Annotated in this window: 8 protein-coding genes; 7 read left to right on the forward strand and 1 reads right to left on the reverse strand. The window is 72.6% G+C overall.

What is annotated here, in order from left to right; genetic code table 11:
• Complete coding sequence (locus ABT061_RS05850; RefSeq protein ID WP_350913119.1) at positions 1 to 6,219, reverse strand: non-ribosomal peptide synthetase; 6,219 nt, start codon at positions 6,217 to 6,219, stop codon at positions 1 to 3.
• Between the two features lie 366 nt (positions 6,220 to 6,585).
• Between ABT061_RS05850 and ABT061_RS05855 the strand changes: the two genes are divergently transcribed.
• Genes ABT061_RS05855 through ABT061_RS05885 form a run of 7 tightly spaced genes read left to right on the forward strand, consistent with a single transcriptional unit; the run spans position 6,586 to position 18,340 of the window.
• A complete protein-coding gene (locus ABT061_RS05855; protein ID WP_350913121.1) occupies positions 6,586 to 8,052 on the forward strand; it encodes a class I adenylate-forming enzyme family protein in 1,467 nt (488 codons plus the stop codon).
• Complete coding sequence (locus tag ABT061_RS05860; RefSeq protein WP_350913123.1) at positions 8,052 to 9,338, forward strand: condensation domain-containing protein; 1,287 nt, start codon at positions 8,052 to 8,054, stop codon at positions 9,336 to 9,338. Before ABT061_RS05855 ends, ABT061_RS05860 begins: the two co-directional genes overlap by 1 nt.
• Positions 9,317 to 9,556, forward strand: coding sequence for a phosphopantetheine-binding protein (locus ABT061_RS05865; RefSeq protein WP_350913125.1), 240 nt, complete (start codon positions 9,317 to 9,319; stop codon positions 9,554 to 9,556). The genes ABT061_RS05860 and ABT061_RS05865 overlap by 22 nt, the downstream gene beginning before the upstream one ends.
• Positions 9,549 to 10,472, forward strand: coding sequence for a thiamine pyrophosphate-dependent dehydrogenase E1 component subunit alpha (locus tag ABT061_RS05870; protein WP_350913127.1), 924 nt, complete (start codon positions 9,549 to 9,551; stop codon positions 10,470 to 10,472). Before ABT061_RS05865 ends, ABT061_RS05870 begins: the two co-directional genes overlap by 8 nt.
• Complete coding sequence (locus tag ABT061_RS05875; protein WP_350913129.1) at positions 10,463 to 11,446, forward strand: alpha-ketoacid dehydrogenase subunit beta; 984 nt, start codon at positions 10,463 to 10,465, stop codon at positions 11,444 to 11,446. Before ABT061_RS05870 ends, ABT061_RS05875 begins: the two co-directional genes overlap by 10 nt.
• Positions 11,439 to 12,668 (forward strand): 2-oxo acid dehydrogenase subunit E2, encoded by a 1,230-nt coding sequence (locus tag ABT061_RS05880; protein ID WP_350913132.1) that lies wholly within the window; start codon positions 11,439 to 11,441, stop codon positions 12,666 to 12,668. The genes ABT061_RS05875 and ABT061_RS05880 overlap by 8 nt, the downstream gene beginning before the upstream one ends.
• A complete protein-coding gene (locus tag ABT061_RS05885) occupies positions 12,665 to 18,340 on the forward strand; it encodes a non-ribosomal peptide synthetase/MFS transporter (protein ID WP_350913134.1) in 5,676 nt (1,891 codons plus the stop codon). Before ABT061_RS05880 ends, ABT061_RS05885 begins: the two co-directional genes overlap by 4 nt.
• Positions 18,341 to 18,420 lie beyond the last annotated feature (80 nt).

Here is an 18,420-nt window from a genome sequence, read left to right on the forward strand (position 1 = left end):
TCAGCTCCCGGTCTCCATGAGGCGCGCGGCCTCCTCGTCGGACAGTTCGGCCAGTTCGGCGACGAGCAGTTCCTCCACCGCCGCCGCGAGGTCGGCCACGGTGCTCCGCGCGAACAGGGTGCGGATCGGCACGTCCACCTCGATGGCGGCGCGGAGCCTGGCGACGGCGCGGGTGGCCAGCAGCGAGTGGCCGCCCAGCGCGAAGAAGTCGTCGAAGGCACCGACCTCCTCGATCCCCAGCACCTCGCCGAAGATCTCGGCCACCAGCTCCTCGGCGTCGCCACGCGGGGCGGTTCTCGTCCGGGGGCCGGCCTCGGGCGCGGGCAGCGCGGCCCGGTCGAGCTTGCCGTTCCCGGTCAGCGGCAGGGTCGTGAGGTTCACCCAGAGCGTGGGGACCATGTGGGCGGGCAGCGCCCCGGCCAGGTATCCGGCCAGTTCCTCGCCGGTGGCCGTGCCGACGACGTAGCCGACCAGGGTCTCCCGGCGCACCGCCACCGCGGCCTGGCCGACACCGGGGTGGGTCAGCAGCCATGCCTCGATCTCGCCGGGCTCGATCCGGAAGCCGCGGACCTTGACCTGGTCGTCGAGGCGGCCGAGGAACTCCAGCCGCCCGTCGGACCGCCAGCGCGCCAGGTCGCCGGTCCGGTAGATCCGTTCTCCACGCAGGACGGGGAAGCGCTCGGCGGTGAGGCCCGGCCTGGCGAGGTAGCCGGTGGCCACCCCGGCCCCGCCGACGCAGAGCTCGCCGGGGGCTCCCGGCGGGACCTCCCGGCCGGTGCCGTCCAGCAGCAGGACCGAGGTGTCGGCGATCGGGACGCCGATGGGCGGCCGTCCCGGGGAGCCGTCCAGCTCGGCGGCGGTGGCGATGATCGTCGCCTCGGTCGGGCCGTAGGTGTTGACCAGCCGCACCCGGTCGCCGAAACGCTCGCGCCAGCGGGTCACGGCCGCCTCGTGCACCTGCTCGCCGCCGAGGATCACCAGACGCAGGGTCGGCGGCCAGGGGATCTCGTCGATGTCGTCGACCAGCGCGTGCCAGTAGGCCGTGGGCAGGTCGAGCACGGTGACCTGGTCGAGGTGGTCGGGCAGGGTGACGCCGCCCTCGGGCAGCAGCTCCAGCCGGGCCCCGGCGGCCAGTGCCGGGTAGATCTCCTCGGCGTGGGTGTCGAAGCTCAGCGAGGCGAACTGGACCATCCGGTCGCCCGGACCCAGCCCGTACGCCTCGCGCATCCACGCGACGCGGGCGGCCAGGTTGCGGTGCGAGACCACGACGCCCTTCGGTGTTCCGGTGGACCCGGAGGTGTAGATCACGTAGGCGGCCCCGCCGTCCGGCGCCGCCGGATCGGCGATCCGGCCGGTCTCCGGAGCGGCAGGCCGGTCGTCCACGTGGACGGCCGGGGTGGTGGAGGGCAGCCGGTCGCGCAGGGCCGCCGAGGTGAGGACGAGGCGGGTGGCGCTGTCGTCCAGCATGAAGGCGAGCCGCTCGGCGGGGTGGTCCGGGTCGAGCGGCAGATAGGCCGCCCCCGCCCGCCAGACCGCGAGCAGGGCCGCGACGGCGTCGGGCGACCTGTCCAGGCAGACGCCGACCACATCGCCCCCGGCGACGCCGTGCCCCCGCAGCAGCGCGGCCAGCTCGTCGGCACGGGCGTCCAGCCCGGCGTAGTCGAGCGTGGCGTCCCCGCATCCGATCGCGACCGCGCCCGGCGTGTCGCGTACGGTCGCCGCGAACAGGTCGGGCACCAGGGCGGCGGTGGGCCGTACCGGGCCACGGGAGAGGCGCAGGAGCAGGGCGTCGTCGTCCCCGGTGCGCAGCGGCAGCTCCGAGACGCGGTCGCCGGACGCGCCGGGCAGCGCGGTGAGCAGCAGGCGGAACCGCGCGGCCATGGCCTCGACCGTGGCCCGGTCGAAGAGCTCGGCGTCGTAGGCGAAGCTGAGCATGAGCTCGTGCTCGTCCTGCCACGCCTCCAGCATCAGCTCCAGCTTGGCCTGCCGCATGCCGTGCTCGAACGCCGTGGCGGTCAGCCCGGCGAAGGCGTCTCGGGCCTGCCCGGAGTCCTGCGTGTGCAGGATGAGCATGGTCTGGAACAGCGGCGTGCGGGTGAGGTCGCGCTCGACCCCCAGGGCCCGCACCAGCTCCTCGAACGGCACGCCGCGGTGGGAGAAGGCGTCCAGGACACCGGTCCTGGTCTCGCGGAGCAGGTCCGAGAAGGTGGGGTCGGCCGACAGGTCGCCGCGCATGACCAGGATGTCGCTGAGATAGCCGACGACCGGTTCGAGCTCGACCCGGTCCCGGCCGGCGGTGGCCGTACCGACGAGGATGTCGCTCCGGCCGCTGTGCCGGGACAGGAGAACCTGGTAGGCGGCGAGCAGGACCATGAACATGGTGGCGCCGTGCTCCCTGCCCAGCCGGGCCAGGGCGGCGGCCTCGGTCTCCGTCAGCCGGACGGTGGCCACCTCGCCGCGCCTGGCGGCCCCGGCGGTGCGCGGCCGGTCGACCGGCAGGTCCAGCGGGGTGGGGCCGGCGAGCCTGTCCCGCCAGTAGCCGAGCAGGCCGCCGAGGTCGCGTTCACGCTGCCAGCGGGCGACGTCGCCGAACTGGAGTGGGACCGGGGGCAGGGCGGTGTCGCCGGAGTACAGGCGTGACACCTCGTCGAAGACGAGGTTGAGCGACCAGCCGTCGCCGAGGATGTGGTGGAGCACGACGCACAGGACGTGGTCGTCCTCGGCGATCCGGATCAGCGCGACGCGCAGGGGCGGTTCGGCACCCAGCTCGAAGGGCGCGTTGGTCAGAGCCGAGACCAGCTCCAGTGCCTCGGCCTCGGCTGTGGCGCTCATCTCGTCGACGGCCACGGGACCCGGTGGATCGATGACCACGACCGGCGCGCCGTCCACCTCGGGGAAGCGGGTGCGCAGGCTCTCGTGGCGGGCGGCCGTGCCCGCCAGGGCGCGGGCCAGGGCGTCCCGGTCCAGTGGCCCGCGCAGCCGCCTGACCAGGCACATGTTGTACGACGCGTCGTCTCGGTCGAGCCGGTTGAGGAACCAGAGCCGTTCCTGGCCGAAGGAGAGCGGCGGGGCGGTTCCCTCGGGCCTCGGGCGCGGCCCGTCGCTCTCGCGGGCCGGGACGCCGAAGCCGGACCCCGCCCCCGCGATCGGGACGCCGGGGTCGGGCAGCAGTTCCGCCAGCCCGGCGACCGTCGGCCGGGTGAACACCTCGCGGACGGGAACCTCCGTTCCGGACAGCGCCGCCAGCCGTGAGGTGACCATGGTGGCCAGCAGCGAGTGCCCGCCCAGGGTGAAGAAGTCGTCGTGCGCCCCGACCTCCGCCGTCCCGAGCACCTCGGCGAAAACCCGGGCGACCATCCGCTCGGCGGGGGTGCGGGGGGCGGTCGCGTCCCGCGCGGGCGTCCCGCCCACCTCGGGAAGCGCGTTGCGGTCGACCTTCCCGTTGGGGGTCAGCGGCAACGCCGCCACCTCGACGAACACGCTGGGCACCATGTAGCCGGGCAGCTCGCGCGCGGCGTGCTCCCCGAGACCGTCGAGCGCGCCGCGGCCGTCCGGTCCTGGCCGCGCGGGCGGTGGCGCGGCGGGTACCGCGAAGGCCACCAGCCGGTCCCCGCGCACCGCGACGACCGCCTGCCGCACGCCGGGGTGGGTGTCGAGCACCGCCTCGATCTCGCCGAGCTCGATGCGGTGCCCCCGTAGCTTGACCTGGTTGTCGGTACGGCCGAGGAACTCCAGGGTGCCGTCGTTGCGGAGGCGGACGCGATCTCCCGTCCGGTAGTGCCGCGAGCCGCCGGGGCCGGGGACGAAGCGCTCCGCGGTCAGGGCCGGGCGGCCCAGATAGCCGGTGGCCACCCCCGCGCCGCCGATGAGCAGCTCTCCGGCCACCCCGATCGGGCACGGTCCGCCGGCGGGGTCGGTGACGTGGACGACGGTGTTGGCGATCGGGCGGCCGATGACGATCTCGCCGGGATTCTCCGGGACGTCCCAGGCCGTGGACCAGATGGTGGTCTCGGTCGGGCCGTAGACGTTGACGAGCCGGTCGAGGTGCGGGCGGAGCTCGCGGGCGAGCCGGGGCGCGAGCGGCTCACCGCCGGTCAGGCCCACCACGCGCGGCAGGTCCCCGGTGAGCAGGACCCGCCAGCCCGAGGGGGTGGCCTGTACGTGGGTCACGCCCTCGGCCCTGATCAGGCGCGCGAGCCGCGCGCCGTCCCGGGCCGTCTCCGCGTCGGCGACGACCACCCGGCCACCGGTCACCAGCGGCAGGTAGAGCTCCAGGGCGGAGATGTCGAACGACAGCGAGGTCAGCGCCAGCCACACGTCCCGGGGGGCGGAGCGCAGCAGCGCGCGCATCGCCAGCAGGAAGTTGGTCAGCGCCCGGTGGGGCACCACCACCCCCTTCGGCCGCCCGGTGGACCCGGAGGTGTAGAGCACGTACGCGGTGTCGCCGGGGCGTGGCCGCGTGGTCACGGCGGGGGCCGCGGTCGCCGGGGGAAGGTCGTCGAGGCCGGTCAGGACCAGCGCCGCCGCGGAGTCCTCGATCACGTACGCGACGCGGGCCTCGGGGTAGTCGGGGTCGACGGGAAGGTAGGCCGCGCCGCTCATCGCCACGCCCAGCAGGGCGACGAGCATGTCGGCGCCGCGTTCCATCCGGACCGCGACCAGTGAGCCGCGCCCGATCCCCGCCGCGCCCAGCCGCCCGGCGAGCTCCGCCGCCCGCCCGGCCAGTTCCGCGTACGTGAGTTCCGCAGCTCCGGACCCGCCCGCCGGCGCGGTGCCGGCGGGCGCGGCCCGTACCGCGATCGCGCCCGGGGTCGCCGCGGCCTGTTCGAGCAGCAGGTCGACCAGCGTGATCTCGGGCAGTTCGGTCCCGGTGTCGTTCCACTCCTCCAGCAGGGCGAGCTCGGCGTCCGGCAGCATCCGCAGTGAGCTCACCGGCGAGCCGGGGTCGGCCACCACGGCCGCGAGCAGTTCCTGGAAACGGGCGACCAGCCGTTCCACGCTCTCGCGGTCGAACAGCTCGGTGCTGTAGATGACGGTGCCGTACAGGTGGCCGTCGTCGCCGGGGGAGAGGTCCATGGACAGGTCGAGCCGGGCACGGGACCAGCCGTTGGGGAAGGGCGTGGCGTCGAGGCCGGGCAGGGGCTCGGCCCACTCGCCGTGGGTGTGGAAGGCGAACATGGTCTGGAACAGCGGCGTGCGGCTGAGATCACGTTCCATGTCGAGGTCCGCCACCAGGCGCTCGAAGGGGACCTCCTGCCGCGAGAGCCCGTCCAGCACCATCCTGCGGGTGCGCCTGAGCAGGTCGTCGAAGGTGGGGTCGCCGGACAGGTCGCAGCGGAGGGCCAGCGTGGTCGAGAGGAAACCGATCATGGTCTCCAGCTCGGTGCTGCCGCGACCGGCCGAGGGGGTGCCCACGCAGAAGTCGTGCTGGCCGGTGTGCCGGTGGAGCAGGACCTGGTAGGCCGCCAGCAGCACCATGAACGGCGTGCATCGGGCACGCCGGGCGAGGGCGCCGATCGAGGCGGCCATGTCGGCCTCGATCCGGAAGTCGACCTCGGCGCCCTCGCCGGTCCACAGGGCGGGGCGCGGCCGATCGGTCGGGAGCTCCAGGGCGGGCACCCCGGCGAGCCGCTCGGTCCACCAGCGGAGCTCGGAGTCCGCGGGGCGCAGGTCGCGCGCGTACTCGCCGTACTGCAGGGGAAGCTCGGGCAGCGCCGCGCCGCCCCGGCTGCCGTAGTGGACGGCGACCTCGGAGCGGAGCACGTTCAGCGACCAGCCGTCGCCGTTGATGTGGTGCAGGACGACGCAGAGCACGTGCTCCTCGGGGCCGAGTTCGATCAGCGAGACCCGGAACGGCGGCGCGGCGGCCAGGTCGAAGGCCGTGTTGGTGACCGCGGAGACCAGGGCGGCGGCCTCCCTCGCGTCCCGGGCCGCCAGCCGCTCGACCGGTACCGGCGAGGGTGGGTCGACGATCGCCAGGGGCTTCCCGTCCACCTCGCGGAACCTGGTCCGCAGGCTCTCGTGCCGGGTGGCCGCGGCGGTGAACGCGGCCTCCAGGGCGGTCCTGTCAAGGCGACCTTTCAACCTGTAAACATAGGATGTGTTGTAGGTCGGGTCGCCCGGGTCGAGCCGGTGCAGAAACCAGAGCCGCTGCTGGCCGGGTGACAGGGGGTACTCCGTCGCCGGCCGGCCGGTTGGAACGGTCTCTGGTTGGAACACGCAGGGCTCCTTTTTCGGCCGCGGGTCCGGTAACTCGCGCAATCGCGCTGGAAATTGGTACGCAAAAGGCCCACTCCGTGCATATTTGCCCAGTTGGGCGGGCCTCGGGAAAGGTCACTTTCTGGAAAGAAACCTTTCAGTTAGTTCTGGGTGGTCAGTGTTACACCTTCACTCCGAGGGCGCAAGGCCCACTCTCGCGAGGGTTTTGTCCTCCCGGCGAACCTCCGCCAAAGGTCTTGCAAGGCTGTGGCGATCATGTAAGACTGGCGCTCGATTTTGAATAGTAAAGATTCTTTCCTGTAGTGGTCTCAATGGCCACATGCCTTGATCGCATATACATCCGATCTTTAGTGGGAGGTTCACCCGGTGAACCTGACCGTCCCCCAACTGCTCGGAGACCGGGCACTCGCCGACCCCGACGGGGTCGCGCTGATCGTGCACGGCTCGGCCCGGCTCACCTACCAGCAGTGGCACGAGCGGTCCCTCGCGCTCGCGAACGGCCTGCTCGCGCGCGGTGTCACCTCGGGTGACCGGGTGGGCCTGGTGTTCGGAGCCGCCGACTGGACGGACTACGCCGTGGCGTTCTGCGGGGTTCTGGCGGCCGGGGCGGTGGCTGTACCGCTCTCCGACCGCCTCGCCCCCGATGACCTGCGTCTCATGCTGGCCAACTGCCGTGCGACCGGGATCGTCCACGCGGCCGGCCTCACCGCCGACCTCGCCGTGCCCGAGGTCGGCTGGAGCGCGACCGTCGACCGCCTGAGCGCCGAAACGTCCTATGAGAAGGCCGACCTCGCGGCGCCGGAGCCGGGAGATCTCGCCCAGATCCTCTACACCTCCGGCACCACGGGCCGCCCCAAGGGAGTCTCGGCCACCCATGCCAACCTGACCTATGGCTGCGGTTCCAGACGCCGCCCGTTCGCGCACTCCCGGCATCTCGTCCACGCCTTCCCGATCGGCACCAACGCCGGGCAGACGATGCTGATCAACGCGCTCGACGCCCGGCCGGCCGTCGTGACGCTGCCGCGCTTCACCCCCGGCCGCTTCGCGTCGCTGATCGAGTCCTACCGGGCGGGGACGGTCTTCCTGGTCCCCGCGATGGCCATCGAGCTGATCAACGCGGGAGTGGCCGAGCGGCACGACCTGTCCAGCGTGCTGCTGCTCGGCTCGGCCGCCGCGCCGCTGCCCTCGGCCGTCGCCCAGGCGCTGACCACGGCCTTCCCCAGCGCGACGATCGCCAACTACTACACCTCGACCGAGGCGGCCCCGGCTCAGACGATCATGATGTTCGACCCGGAGCGGCCGGGAAGCGTCGGCCGCGCCATCGCCGGGGGACGGGTCAGGATCGCCACCGCGACGGGCGAGCCGCTGGCGCGGGGGGAGACCGGAGAGGTCTGGATGCGATCCCCCGCGGTACCGCGCGCCTACTACGGCGACCCCGGCAGCGAGACCTTCCGCGACGGCTGGGTGCGGATGGGCGACCTCGGCTACCTCGACGCCGACGGTTACCTCTACCTCGTCGACCGGGAGAGCGACGTGGTGAAGTCCGGGGCCTTCAAGGTCTCCACGATCCACGTCGAGGAGGCCGTCCACCGGCACCCGGCGGTGATCGAGGCGGCCGCGTTCGGGGTTCCCCACCCGGTGCTCGGAAGCGTCGTCACCGTCGCCCTCGCCACCAGGGCGCCCCTCGCGCCGGAGGAACTGCGGATCTTCCTCAAGGGCCGGTTGGCCCCGCACGAGCTGCCCGCGCACATCGTCACCGTCGGCGCCCTGCCGCGCAACGACGGCGGCAAGGTCGACAAGAAGGCGCTGCGCCGGACGATGGGGGGCGTGTGATGTCCGGGTCCGAGGTCACGTTCACCCAGCAGGGGATGTGGGTGACCGAGCAGGCCGCGGGTGGTGGCACCGCCTACCACATGCCGTTGGTCGTTCACCTCCGCGGCGACCTGGACACCGGCGCGCTGCTGGCGGCCTGCGCCGCGGTGGTCGACCGGCACCCGGCGCTGGGCGGCGTGGTGGCGGAGGTGGGCGACGAACTGCGGCTCGTGCCCGGCGCCGAGGTCCCGGTACGCCGGGCGGCGGCCTTTCTCGCTGATCTCTCGGCCGACACCCCGGCGAAGGAGCCGACCGCCCCGGGCTCCCCGGACCACGGGCCGGGCGTACGGGAGGAGATCCTTCGCGCCTTCGACCTGGAGAAGGGCCCGCTGGCCCGCTTCACCCTGTTCGAGACCGGCCCCGGGCGGCACCTGCTGCTCTTCGTCGCCCATCACCTGATCTTCGACGGGCAGTCCAAGGACATCCTGGTGCGTGACCTGGCCGCCTTCTACAACGGCGAGCCGCCGCCCCCGCTGCCCGGAATCGACCACGGCAGGGCCGAGCGCGACCGGGTGGCCGCCGTGCTTCCCGCCGCGCGCGAGTTCTGGAAGCCCCGCTGGCGAGATCCGGGCGAGACCGTCGTGCTCGGCCGGGCGCTGAGGTCCCGGCGGGCGGGCGAGGGACGGGTGCTCCGGTTCACCCTCGACCCACAGGTCTCCTCGGTTCCCGGCCTGACCCGCTTCGAGGTGCTGCTGGCCGCGCTGCACACGCGGCTCCTCGGCTACGGCAACGCCTCGGTGACCACCGCCGTCGACCTGTCCACCCGGCCCGAACAGGCCACCGGCCACATCGGCCTGTTCGTCAACGAGCTCCCGGTCGCCTCCACCCCGTCTGGGCGGGAGACCTTCCGCGAGTTCGCCACCGCGCTCCGCGCCGAGCTGCGCGAGGTCTACCGGTTCCGCCAGGTGCCGCTCTCCCGGGCACTGCCCCGCATCCGGCCGCACGCCGCACTGGTGCCCGTCTCCGTCAGCTACCGCACCCGCCGCGCCGCCGACCCGGTCTTCACCGGCCTCGACGCGTCCGTGGAGTGGACGGTCTTCAACCACGGGGTACGCGGCGCGCTGCACCTGCAGTGCGTGGACGGCCCCGGCGGGCTGGAGATCAGCCTGCGCCACGACCCCGAGACGGTGCCCGACGCCGCCCGGGTGGCCGAGGACCTGCGTCTCCTGCTGGAACGCGCCACCGATGACCCCGACCTGCCACTGCACGAACTTCTGGAGAACGAATGGGTTCCGTCACCACGCTGACCGACCAGGTGCGCGAGATCTGGGAGGAGGTCCTGGGCATCTCGCCGATCGAGGACGACGACGACATCTTCGACCTGGGCGGTCATTCGCTGACCATCACCCAGATCATCGCCCGGATGCGCAAGCGCCTGGACATCGAGGTCTCCCTGGACGACTTCTTCGACAACCCGACGATCGCCGGGATCGCCGGGATCGCGAGCTCTCTCGGCGATGACTGAGACCCTCGACGGGCTCCGTCTCTCCCGCCTCGCCGACGAGGACCTGGAGCTCCTGCTGCTGGTCAGGCACTTCGAGCTCAAGCTCCTGGAGCTGTACGGCAGGGGCGAGCTCAACGGCACCACCCACACCTGCCTCGGCCAGGAGTACGTCCCGGTCGCCCTCCGCCCCCTGCTCGGCCCGGCCGACCACGTCTTCAGCAACCACCGGGGCCACGGCCACTACCTGGCCAGGTTCCGCGACCCGCACGGCCTGCTCGCCGAGATCATGGGCAGGCAGGGTGCGGTCTGCGGAGGCGTCGGCGGCAGCCAGCACATCCACCGCGACCGCTACCTGTCCACCGGGGTGCAGGGCGAGAGCATGCCGGTCGCCGCCGGTGTCGCGCTGCATCTCAAGCGCGCCGAGCCAGGGGCCCTGGCCTGCGTCCACATCGGCGACGGCACCTGGGGCGAGGGGGCGGTCTACGAGGCACTGAACCTCGCCGCGCTCTGGCGGCTCCCGCTGCTCGTCGTGGTGGAGAACAACGGCATCGCCCAGTCCACCCCGACCGCGTCGCAGATGGCGGGCACGGTGGCCGGTCGGGCGGCGGCCTTCGGCATCCCGCACCTGCTGGTCGTCTCCACGGACGTCAACGAGATCCGCCTCGCGCTGGAGGAGGAGGTGGCGCGGGTGCGCGAGGCGGGGCCGCTGGTGGTCGAGTTCGTCACCCACCGCCTCGGGCCGCACAGCAAGGGCGACGACGTGCGCCCGGCCGACGCGGTACGGGCCGCCAGGGACAACGACTGGTACGGCCGCTACGCCCACGACCATCCCGAGCAGTTCCACCGGATCGACGGCGCGGTCAGGGCCGAGGTCCAGGCCGTCGCCGACGAGGTCGCGGCGCGCCCGCTCTCCCGCTGGGAGGCACCGTGCGCGTAGCGGAGAACCTCAACGCGGCACTGCACGGGCTGCTGGACGACGACCCCACCGCCTACGTCCTCGGCGAGGACATCCTCGATCCGTACGGAGGCGCCTTCAAGGTCACCAAGGGCCTGTCCAGCCGCTTTCCCGGACGCGTGATCGGCACTCCGATCAGCGAGGGCGCGCTGACCGGCGTCGCGGCGGGTCTGGCGCTGACCGGCAACACGGCCGTGGCCGAGATCATGTTCGGCGACTTCGTGTCGCTCGCCTTCGACCAGCTCTGCAACTTCGCCGCCAAGTCGGTGTCGATGTACGGCGGGCGGCTGCCGCTGCGGATGGTGGTGCGCTGCCCGACCGGCGGCGGCCGGGGCTACGGCCCCACGCACAGCCAGAGCCTGCAGAAGCACTTCGTCGGCATGCCGGGGCTGTCGCTGTACGAGATGTCCCCCTTCCATGACAACCGCGCGGCGCTCGCGGCGATGCTGGAACGGGGCGAGCCGTGCGTGTTCTTCGAGGACAAGATCCTCTACACCCGGCCGATGGGCCGGGTGGACCCGCTGTTCCTCCTCCGCCGCGACGGAGACCTGGCCGTGGTGGACATCCGCGACTCCACAGAGCGCCCCGACTGCGTTGTCATCGCCCCCGGCGGGATGGCCCACCGGGTGCTGGCCGCGATGCGCTCCCTGCTGGTGGAACAGGAGATCTCCACCCGGCTGCTGGTGCCCTCCCGCCTCTATCCGCTGGACGCCGACGCGCTCCTGCCGCACCTCGCGGACGTCGTCGTGGTCGCGGAGGAGAGCACCGCCGGGGGCACCTGGGGCAGCGAGGTGGCCCACCTGCTGCACGCCCGCGTCTGGGAGCGCCTGCGCGGCCCCGTCCGCCTCGTCCACTCGCGGGCCGCCGTGATCCCCACCGCCGCGCACCTGGAGAACGAGGTCCTGGTCGGGGAGTCCACGATTCACCGTGCCGTACGGGAGGCCCTGCGTGGCTGACATCCGCGTCCCCAAGCTCAACAACAACGACACCGAGTACCTGATCGTCGAGTGGCTCGTCGAGGACGGCGGTCCCGTCGTCGCGGGGGAGGCGGTCGCCGTGCTGGAGACCTCCAAGGCCGCCGACGAACTGGAGGCGGGGGAGTCCGGCCACCTGCACCACGCCGCCGCCCTCAACACCTGGATCGCTCCCGGCGCGCTCCTCGCCCGCGTCACCGCCGAGGCCACCCCGCCGCCCGCCTTCCCCGTCCTGGAAAGTCCCGCCCCGGCTCCGTCCGGCTCTGCCCTTTCCGGCGCTGTTCTTTCCGGCCCCGAGCCGGTGGCAGGCGAGGGCATGGCGGGACGAGGGAACGCACCGGCTCTCCAGCCGGTCGTCACCGATCCCGCCCGCGCCGCCATGGAGGAGTTCGGGGTCTCCGACTCCGATGTCGCGGCCCTGGGCCTGGCCGTCATCCGCCGGGCCGACGTGGCGGCCCTGGTCGCCCGCCGTACCGGGGAGACGACCGCCACTGTGCGGGCCGACGCGCCGGAACCCGGCACGGATCCGGATAAAGCCGACGGACGACAGGCGGGCACCCACCGCCTGTCGCGGGTGCAGCGCGCCGTCGCGCGCGCCGTCACCGTCTCGCACGCCGCGATCCCCGCCGCGTACACGGTCGTGAGGTTCGAGGTGGGCCCGCTGCTGGCGCGGACCGGGGAGCTGAGCAGACAGGTCCGCAGGCCGGTCGGCCTGGCGGAGCTGTTCGTACAGGCCGTGGCGACGCTGCACCCCGCCTTTCCGCTCTTCTTCGCCTCGATCGACGGGGACGAGGCACGGCTGGCCGACGCCCCGCGCGTCGGCGTCACGTTCGACCTGGGCGAGGGCCTGTACGTGCCGGTCGTCCGCGACACCGGATCGCTCAGGGAGATCGCCGAGGCGCTCATGCGTTACCGGCTCGCCGCGGCCGAGGGAGACTTCCGCGAGAAGGACCTCACCGGCGCCAACATCGCCGTCACCCTGCACACCGACGCCGACGTCGTCCTCGCGATCCCGCTCATCTTCCCCGGCACCGTCTGCGCCCTCGCGATCACCTCGCCGCAGTCCGAGCCGGTACTCGCCGAGGACGGCACGGTGACCGTGCGAACCGTCGCCAACATCGGCCTCGCCTACGACCATCGACTGATCAACGGCCGGGACGCCGCGCTCTTCCTCGCGGCCCTCAGAACGGAGCTGCGGGCTTGAGCGAGACAACGCTGTCGGACGCGAAGAAGGCACTGCTCGCGAGAAGGCTTCGGAACCGGGGGGAGTCGCGGGCCGTCGTCGCCCGCGCTCAGGGAACCGTCCCGCCCCTGTCCCACGCGCAGGAGCGCCTGTGGTTCCTGGAGCAGTACCGCCCCGGCACCACCACCTACACGGTCCCCGTCGCGGTGCGCCTGCGCGGGGAGCTGGACGCCGATGCGCTACGCCGGGCGCTGGACGAGATCGTCGCGCGCCACGAGGCCCTGCGGATGCGGTTCCTCACCACCGAGGACGGCACCCCCGAGCTCGTCGTCGACGAGCCGGGACCCGCCGAGCTGCGCGTCACCGAGGCGGCCGACGTGGCCGCCGCGATCGAGCTGCTCGACGCCGATCTCGCCGTCCCGTTCGACCTGGAGCGCGGCCCGCTCTTCCGCACGGTGCTGGTCCGGGTGGCGCCCGACGACCACGTGCTCCTGCTCGCCGCCCACCACACGGTCATCGACGGCTGGTCAAGCGACCTGCTCATCCGCGAGCTGCTCGCCCTGCACGACGGCGAGACCCCGCCGCCCGCGCCGGTCGGCTACGGCGACTACGCGCTCTGGCAGCGGGGCCGGGACCACCGCCGCGAGCTCGATCACTGGCGCGACCGGCTCGCCGGGCTGCCCGCCCTCGAACTGCCCACCGACCGGCCGCGCCCCGCCGAGCAGCGTCACGAGGGAGCCGCGCTCGACGTCCGGGTGGACGCCGACCTCACCCGGCGGCTGTCCGAGCTGGGCGCAGCGTCCGGCGCCACGCCGTACATGACGTTGCTGGCAGCCTTCCAGGTGCTGCTGGCCCGCTACTCGGGGCAGGCGGACTTCGCCGTCGGCTCCCCGGTCGCCGGACGCGGGCTGCCCGAGCTGGACGGTGTCGTCGGCATGTTCGTCAACACCCTGGTCCTCCGCGCCGACCTGGCGGACGACCCGCCGTTCACCACCTTCCTGGCCCGTACCCGGGAGAGCGCGCTGGACGCCTTCGCGCACCAGGAGCTCCCGTTCGACCAGCTGGTCAGCGAGCTGAACGTGGTCCGCGACGTCAGCCGCTCGCCGCTCGCGCAGGTCACGTTCGCGCTGCAGAACTTCAAGGCGGGACAGGAGGACGGGCGCCTCTCCTACCTCACCCTCCCGGCCAGGACGACCCGGTTCGACCTCGGCCTCTACCTGTTCGAGAGCCCGGACGGGCTGGTCGGTCACCTCTCCTACAGCACCGCGCTGTTCGACCCCGAGACCATGGAGCTGCTGGCGGCGCGGTTCGAGACGCTACTGCGCTCGATCGTGGCGGATCCCGGTGCGCGGGTGGGCGAGCTCTCGCTGCTCGGCGATGACGAGCGGGACCGGGTCCTGGGCTTCGGGGCCGGACCCGCGCTCCGGCCGTCCGGCCATGACCTGCTCCACGACCTCCTCACCGCGCAGGCCGCGCTGACCCCCGGCGCGACGGCGGTGGTCCACGCCGGCTCGCCGGCCTCGGGCACGGCGTCTGTGACGTCCGGGGTTCGCGGCGGCTCGCTGACCTACGCCGAGTTCGACGAACGTTCCACTCGGATCGCCGCCCTGCTGAGGAACCGTCACGGCGTGGGGCCGGACAGCAGGGTCGGTGTCCTTCTCGAACAGTCCACGGACCTCGCGGCGGCGGTCATCGGCGTGCTGAAGGCCGGTGGCGCGTACCTGCCCCTCGACCCCAAGCAGCCTCGCGACCGCCTGGCGTACATGCTCGCCGACGCCGGGGTCGTCGCCGTCCTCACCACCTCCGACCTGTGCGACCTGGTCCCCGATCTCCCCGAGGCGCCGGTGATCCGCCTGGACTCCGAGGCGCTGGACGAGACCGGGTTCGAGCCTCCCGGGGTCTCACCGGACCACCTGGCGTACGTGATCTACACCTCGGGGACCACCGGGCGGCCGAAGGGCGTCGGGGTGCAGCACCGGCAGGTGCTCAACTACCTCACCGGGGTCAGGGAGCGCTTCGAGGTCGAGCCCGCCTCGGTGCACACGCTGCTGCAGTCGCTCTCGTTCGACTTCGGGGTGACGATCCTCTATCTGTCGATCATGACCGGCGGTGAGCTGCACCTGGCCGACCCGCAGGCCCCGGCCGAGGAGCTCGCCGGGCAGCTGAGCCGCACCGACTACCTGAAGATGACCCCCTCCCACCTCGCCTCGCTGCTCGCCGCGGTGGACGACCCCGCCGAGCTGCTCCCGCGCAGGCTCCTCATCCTCGGTGGTGAGGCCTCCGGGTGGAGCTGGGCCCGCGAGCTGGCCGCGCACACCACGGTGGTCAACCACTACGGCCCCACCGAGGCCACGGTCGGCATCTCCACCCACGCCGTCACCGGCGAGGAGGCGCGGGCGCTGAACCTGCCGATCGGCAGGCCACTGCCCGGCGCCCGGGTCTACGTGCTGGACGAGCACCTGCGGCCGGTTCCGCCGGGCATGACCGGCGAGATCTACCTCGGCGGTGACCGGCTCGCCCGCGGATACCTCGGCCGCCCCGGGCTGACGGCCGACAGGTTCCTGCCCGACCCGTACGGCGAATCCGGTGCCCGGATGTACCGGACGGGTGATCTGGGCCGCTGGCTGCCCTCGGGCGACCTGTGCTTCCTCGGCCGCCGCGACCTGCAGGTCAAGGTCAGGGGCTACCGGGTGGAGCTGCCGGAGATCGAGTCGGTACTCGCCGGCCAGCCGGGGATCGCCCACGCCGTCGTCGAACTGCGCGCGGACCGGCTGGTCGGGTACGTCGTCGCGGAGACCGCCGGCGACCGGAGCAGCGTCAGCGAGCTGCGGGCGAGGCTCGGCGAGCGGCTTCCCGAGTACATGATCCCCGGTCGGTTCGTCTGGTTGGACGAGCTGCCGCTGAAGTCGCACGGCAAGGTCGACCGGGCAAGGCTGCCGGAACCCGACGAGGCACGACCCGACCAGGAGGCCGGATTCGTCCCGCCGGGAACGCCGCTCGAAGAGGCGATCGCAGCGGTATGGGCGAAGGTGCTGGGACTCGTCCAGGTCGGCGTGCTGGACGACTTCTTCGACCTGGGCGGACACTCGCTGCTCGCCGCGCAGGTGGTCGCCCGCCTCAGGAAGGCCATCCCGGAGGGCGGGCGCCAGGTCACCATCCTGGACCTGTTCAAGAACCGGACGGTCCGCGAGCTCGCCCGGCTCGTCGAGACGGCCGACGACGGCCCGCGCATGCTCCTGCACCGGCTCACCCCGGCCCGCGCGGCCACCTCGACCCTGGTCTGCGTGCCGTACGGCGGTGGCAGCGCGGCCATCTACCAGCCGCTGGCCGACGCGCTGCCGGCGAACTGGGCACTGCACGCGGTCGCCGTCCCCGGCCAGGAGATGGGGCTGATCGAGGAGACCCGGCCGGTGGAGGAGGTCGCGCGGGGCTGCGTGGCGGAGATCCTCAGGGAGGTCCGGGGGCCGCTCGCGCTGTACGGGCACTGCGGGCTCGGCGTCATGCTGACCGTGGAGATCGCCCGCCACCTGGAGGCGGCGGGCCGCCAGGTCGAGGCGATCTACCTCGGCGGCATCTTCCCCTTCGCGCGCCCCAACTCGCTGCTGGCCCGGCTGTCGAACCTGACCGACCGCCTCCGCAGCGACCAGGTCTGGGCCAACGCCCTGCAGGCCGCCGGTCTCGACGTGGAGGACCTGGAGCGCGACCAGCTCAAACTGATGATCGACAACCGCCGCAAGGGCACCAGGGAGGCGGAGCGCTACTTCACCCGCCTCTTCACCGACGGCGTCGAACCGCTCAGGGCGCCGATCATCTCCGTGGCGGGCGACCGCGATCCGGCCACCGAGTTCTACCAGGAGCGCTACCGCGAGTGGCACCTGCTGACCGGCTCCACGGCCGTGGTCGTCCTCGACGAGGCCGGGCACTTTTTCCTGAAATATCGGGCGGAGGAGCTCGCGGCCATCGTCACCGGCACCCACCGGGCCATCGCCTCCGGCGACACGGCGAAGCTGGGCCGCACCGACAGGTCCACCTGGTGGCTCGACGGCGTCTCCATCCAGGACGCCTCTGCTCAGGGCATCTCCGTTCAGGACACATCGGCCCGGGCCGCCTTCACCCGAGCCGTCACGCCTCCGGCCGGGCCGGTAAAGGACGCGGAGGCCGGAACCGGTCAGGACCCCGGTGAGCAGGCCGTACCCACCGGAGCCGTCGTCCGGGCCGGGCGGACCCCGGCCGGGCCCGCTCTCGCCGGTCCCGGCACGGGCGGCGCGCCACCGGCGACCGGGCACCCCGGAGCGGCGGTCTCCTCGGTGAGTCCCGGCCCCCAGCCGAGCATGAGGCGGTTCGCCACCGTGGCCGCGGGACAACTCGTCTCGATCGTCGGGTCGTCGCTGACCGAGTTCGCCGTACCGCTGTGGATCTACATCACCACCGGCTCGCTCGCCAGGTTCGCCCTGTTCTCGGTCCTCGCGCTGGTCCCGGGCATGCTGGTCTCCCCCCTCGCCGGTGCCCTCGTCGACCGTTACGACCGGCGCCGGGTCATGCTCGCCGGAGACGTCGGCGCGTTCGGCACCCAGCTGGCACTCGGCGTCCTGCTGTGGACCGGCAACCTTCAGGTCTGGCACATCTACCCGCTCCTGGTACTGCTCTCCGTGGCGCTGACCTTCCAGCGCCTCGCGTACAACTCGGCGGTACCGCAACTGGTCCCCAAGCGCTTCCTCGGCCACGCCAACGGGGTGGTCCAGATGGTCACCGGCACCGCGCAACTGGTCGTCCCGCTGCTCGCGGTCGGCCTGATGGCGGTGGTCGGCCTGGAGGGCATCCTCGTCCTGGACGTCGTCTCCTACGTCTTCGCGATCGGGGTGCTGCTCTTCGTCCGCTTCCCGAGGACCATGGCGTGGAAGCGCAGGGAGTCGCTGGTCGCCGAGATGGTCGAGGGCTGGAGGTTCTCCTGGGGTAACCGGGGCTTCCGCGGCATGCTGTTCTTCTTCGCGGTGCTCAACGTCTTCCTGTCCCCGCTCTTCCTGCTCATCTCGCCGCTGGTCCTTGGCTTCGCCACGCTGGAGGACGTCGGCCGGATCTCCTTCGCCGGCGGCCTCGGGGTCTTCCTCGGCGGCCTGACCATGACCGTCTGGGGAGGACCGAGACGGCGGCGACTGCGCGGCGTCATGCTCTCCACCCTCGTGTTGAGCCTCTTCTGCCTGGTCACCGGTTTGCGGCAGAACCTGCCCCTGATCGCGGTGGGCGCCTTCGGGATGTCGTTCTGGCTGACCATGCTCAACGGCGTCTACGCCACGATCATCCAGGTCAAGGTGCCGCAGCGGTTCCACGGCCGGGTCATCGCGCTCAACACGCTCATCGCCTGGTCCACCCTGCCGATCGGGTTCGGCCTGGTCGCGCCGTACGGCAGCGCCCTGTTCGAGCCGCTGCTCACCTCAGGAGGGCCGCTCGCCGGCACGGTCGGCCTCGTGCTCGGTACCGGCGAGGGCCGCGGCGTCGGCCTGATGTACGTGCTGTTCGCGGTCGCCATCGCGGTCACGGCGCTGGTCGCGATGCGGACCCGCACGCTGTCCAGGTTCGACGTGGACGTGCCCGACGCGCTCCCGGACGACCTGGTCGGCTTCCAGAGCATCCAGAGGCGTCACATGCGGCAGGAAAGCCAGCCGGTCGCGGAGGCGGCCTCCCGCCAAAGATGACCCACGCGCACGGTGATCACCGTGGGGGAACGCCGACGGGGCGCGGCCACCGGCCGCGCCCCGTCCCCCTGCGTTATATG

The organism is Streptosporangium sp. NPDC002544 (assembly GCF_040295965.1).
Taxonomy (GTDB): domain Bacteria; phylum Actinomycetota; class Actinomycetes; order Streptosporangiales; family Streptosporangiaceae; genus Streptosporangium.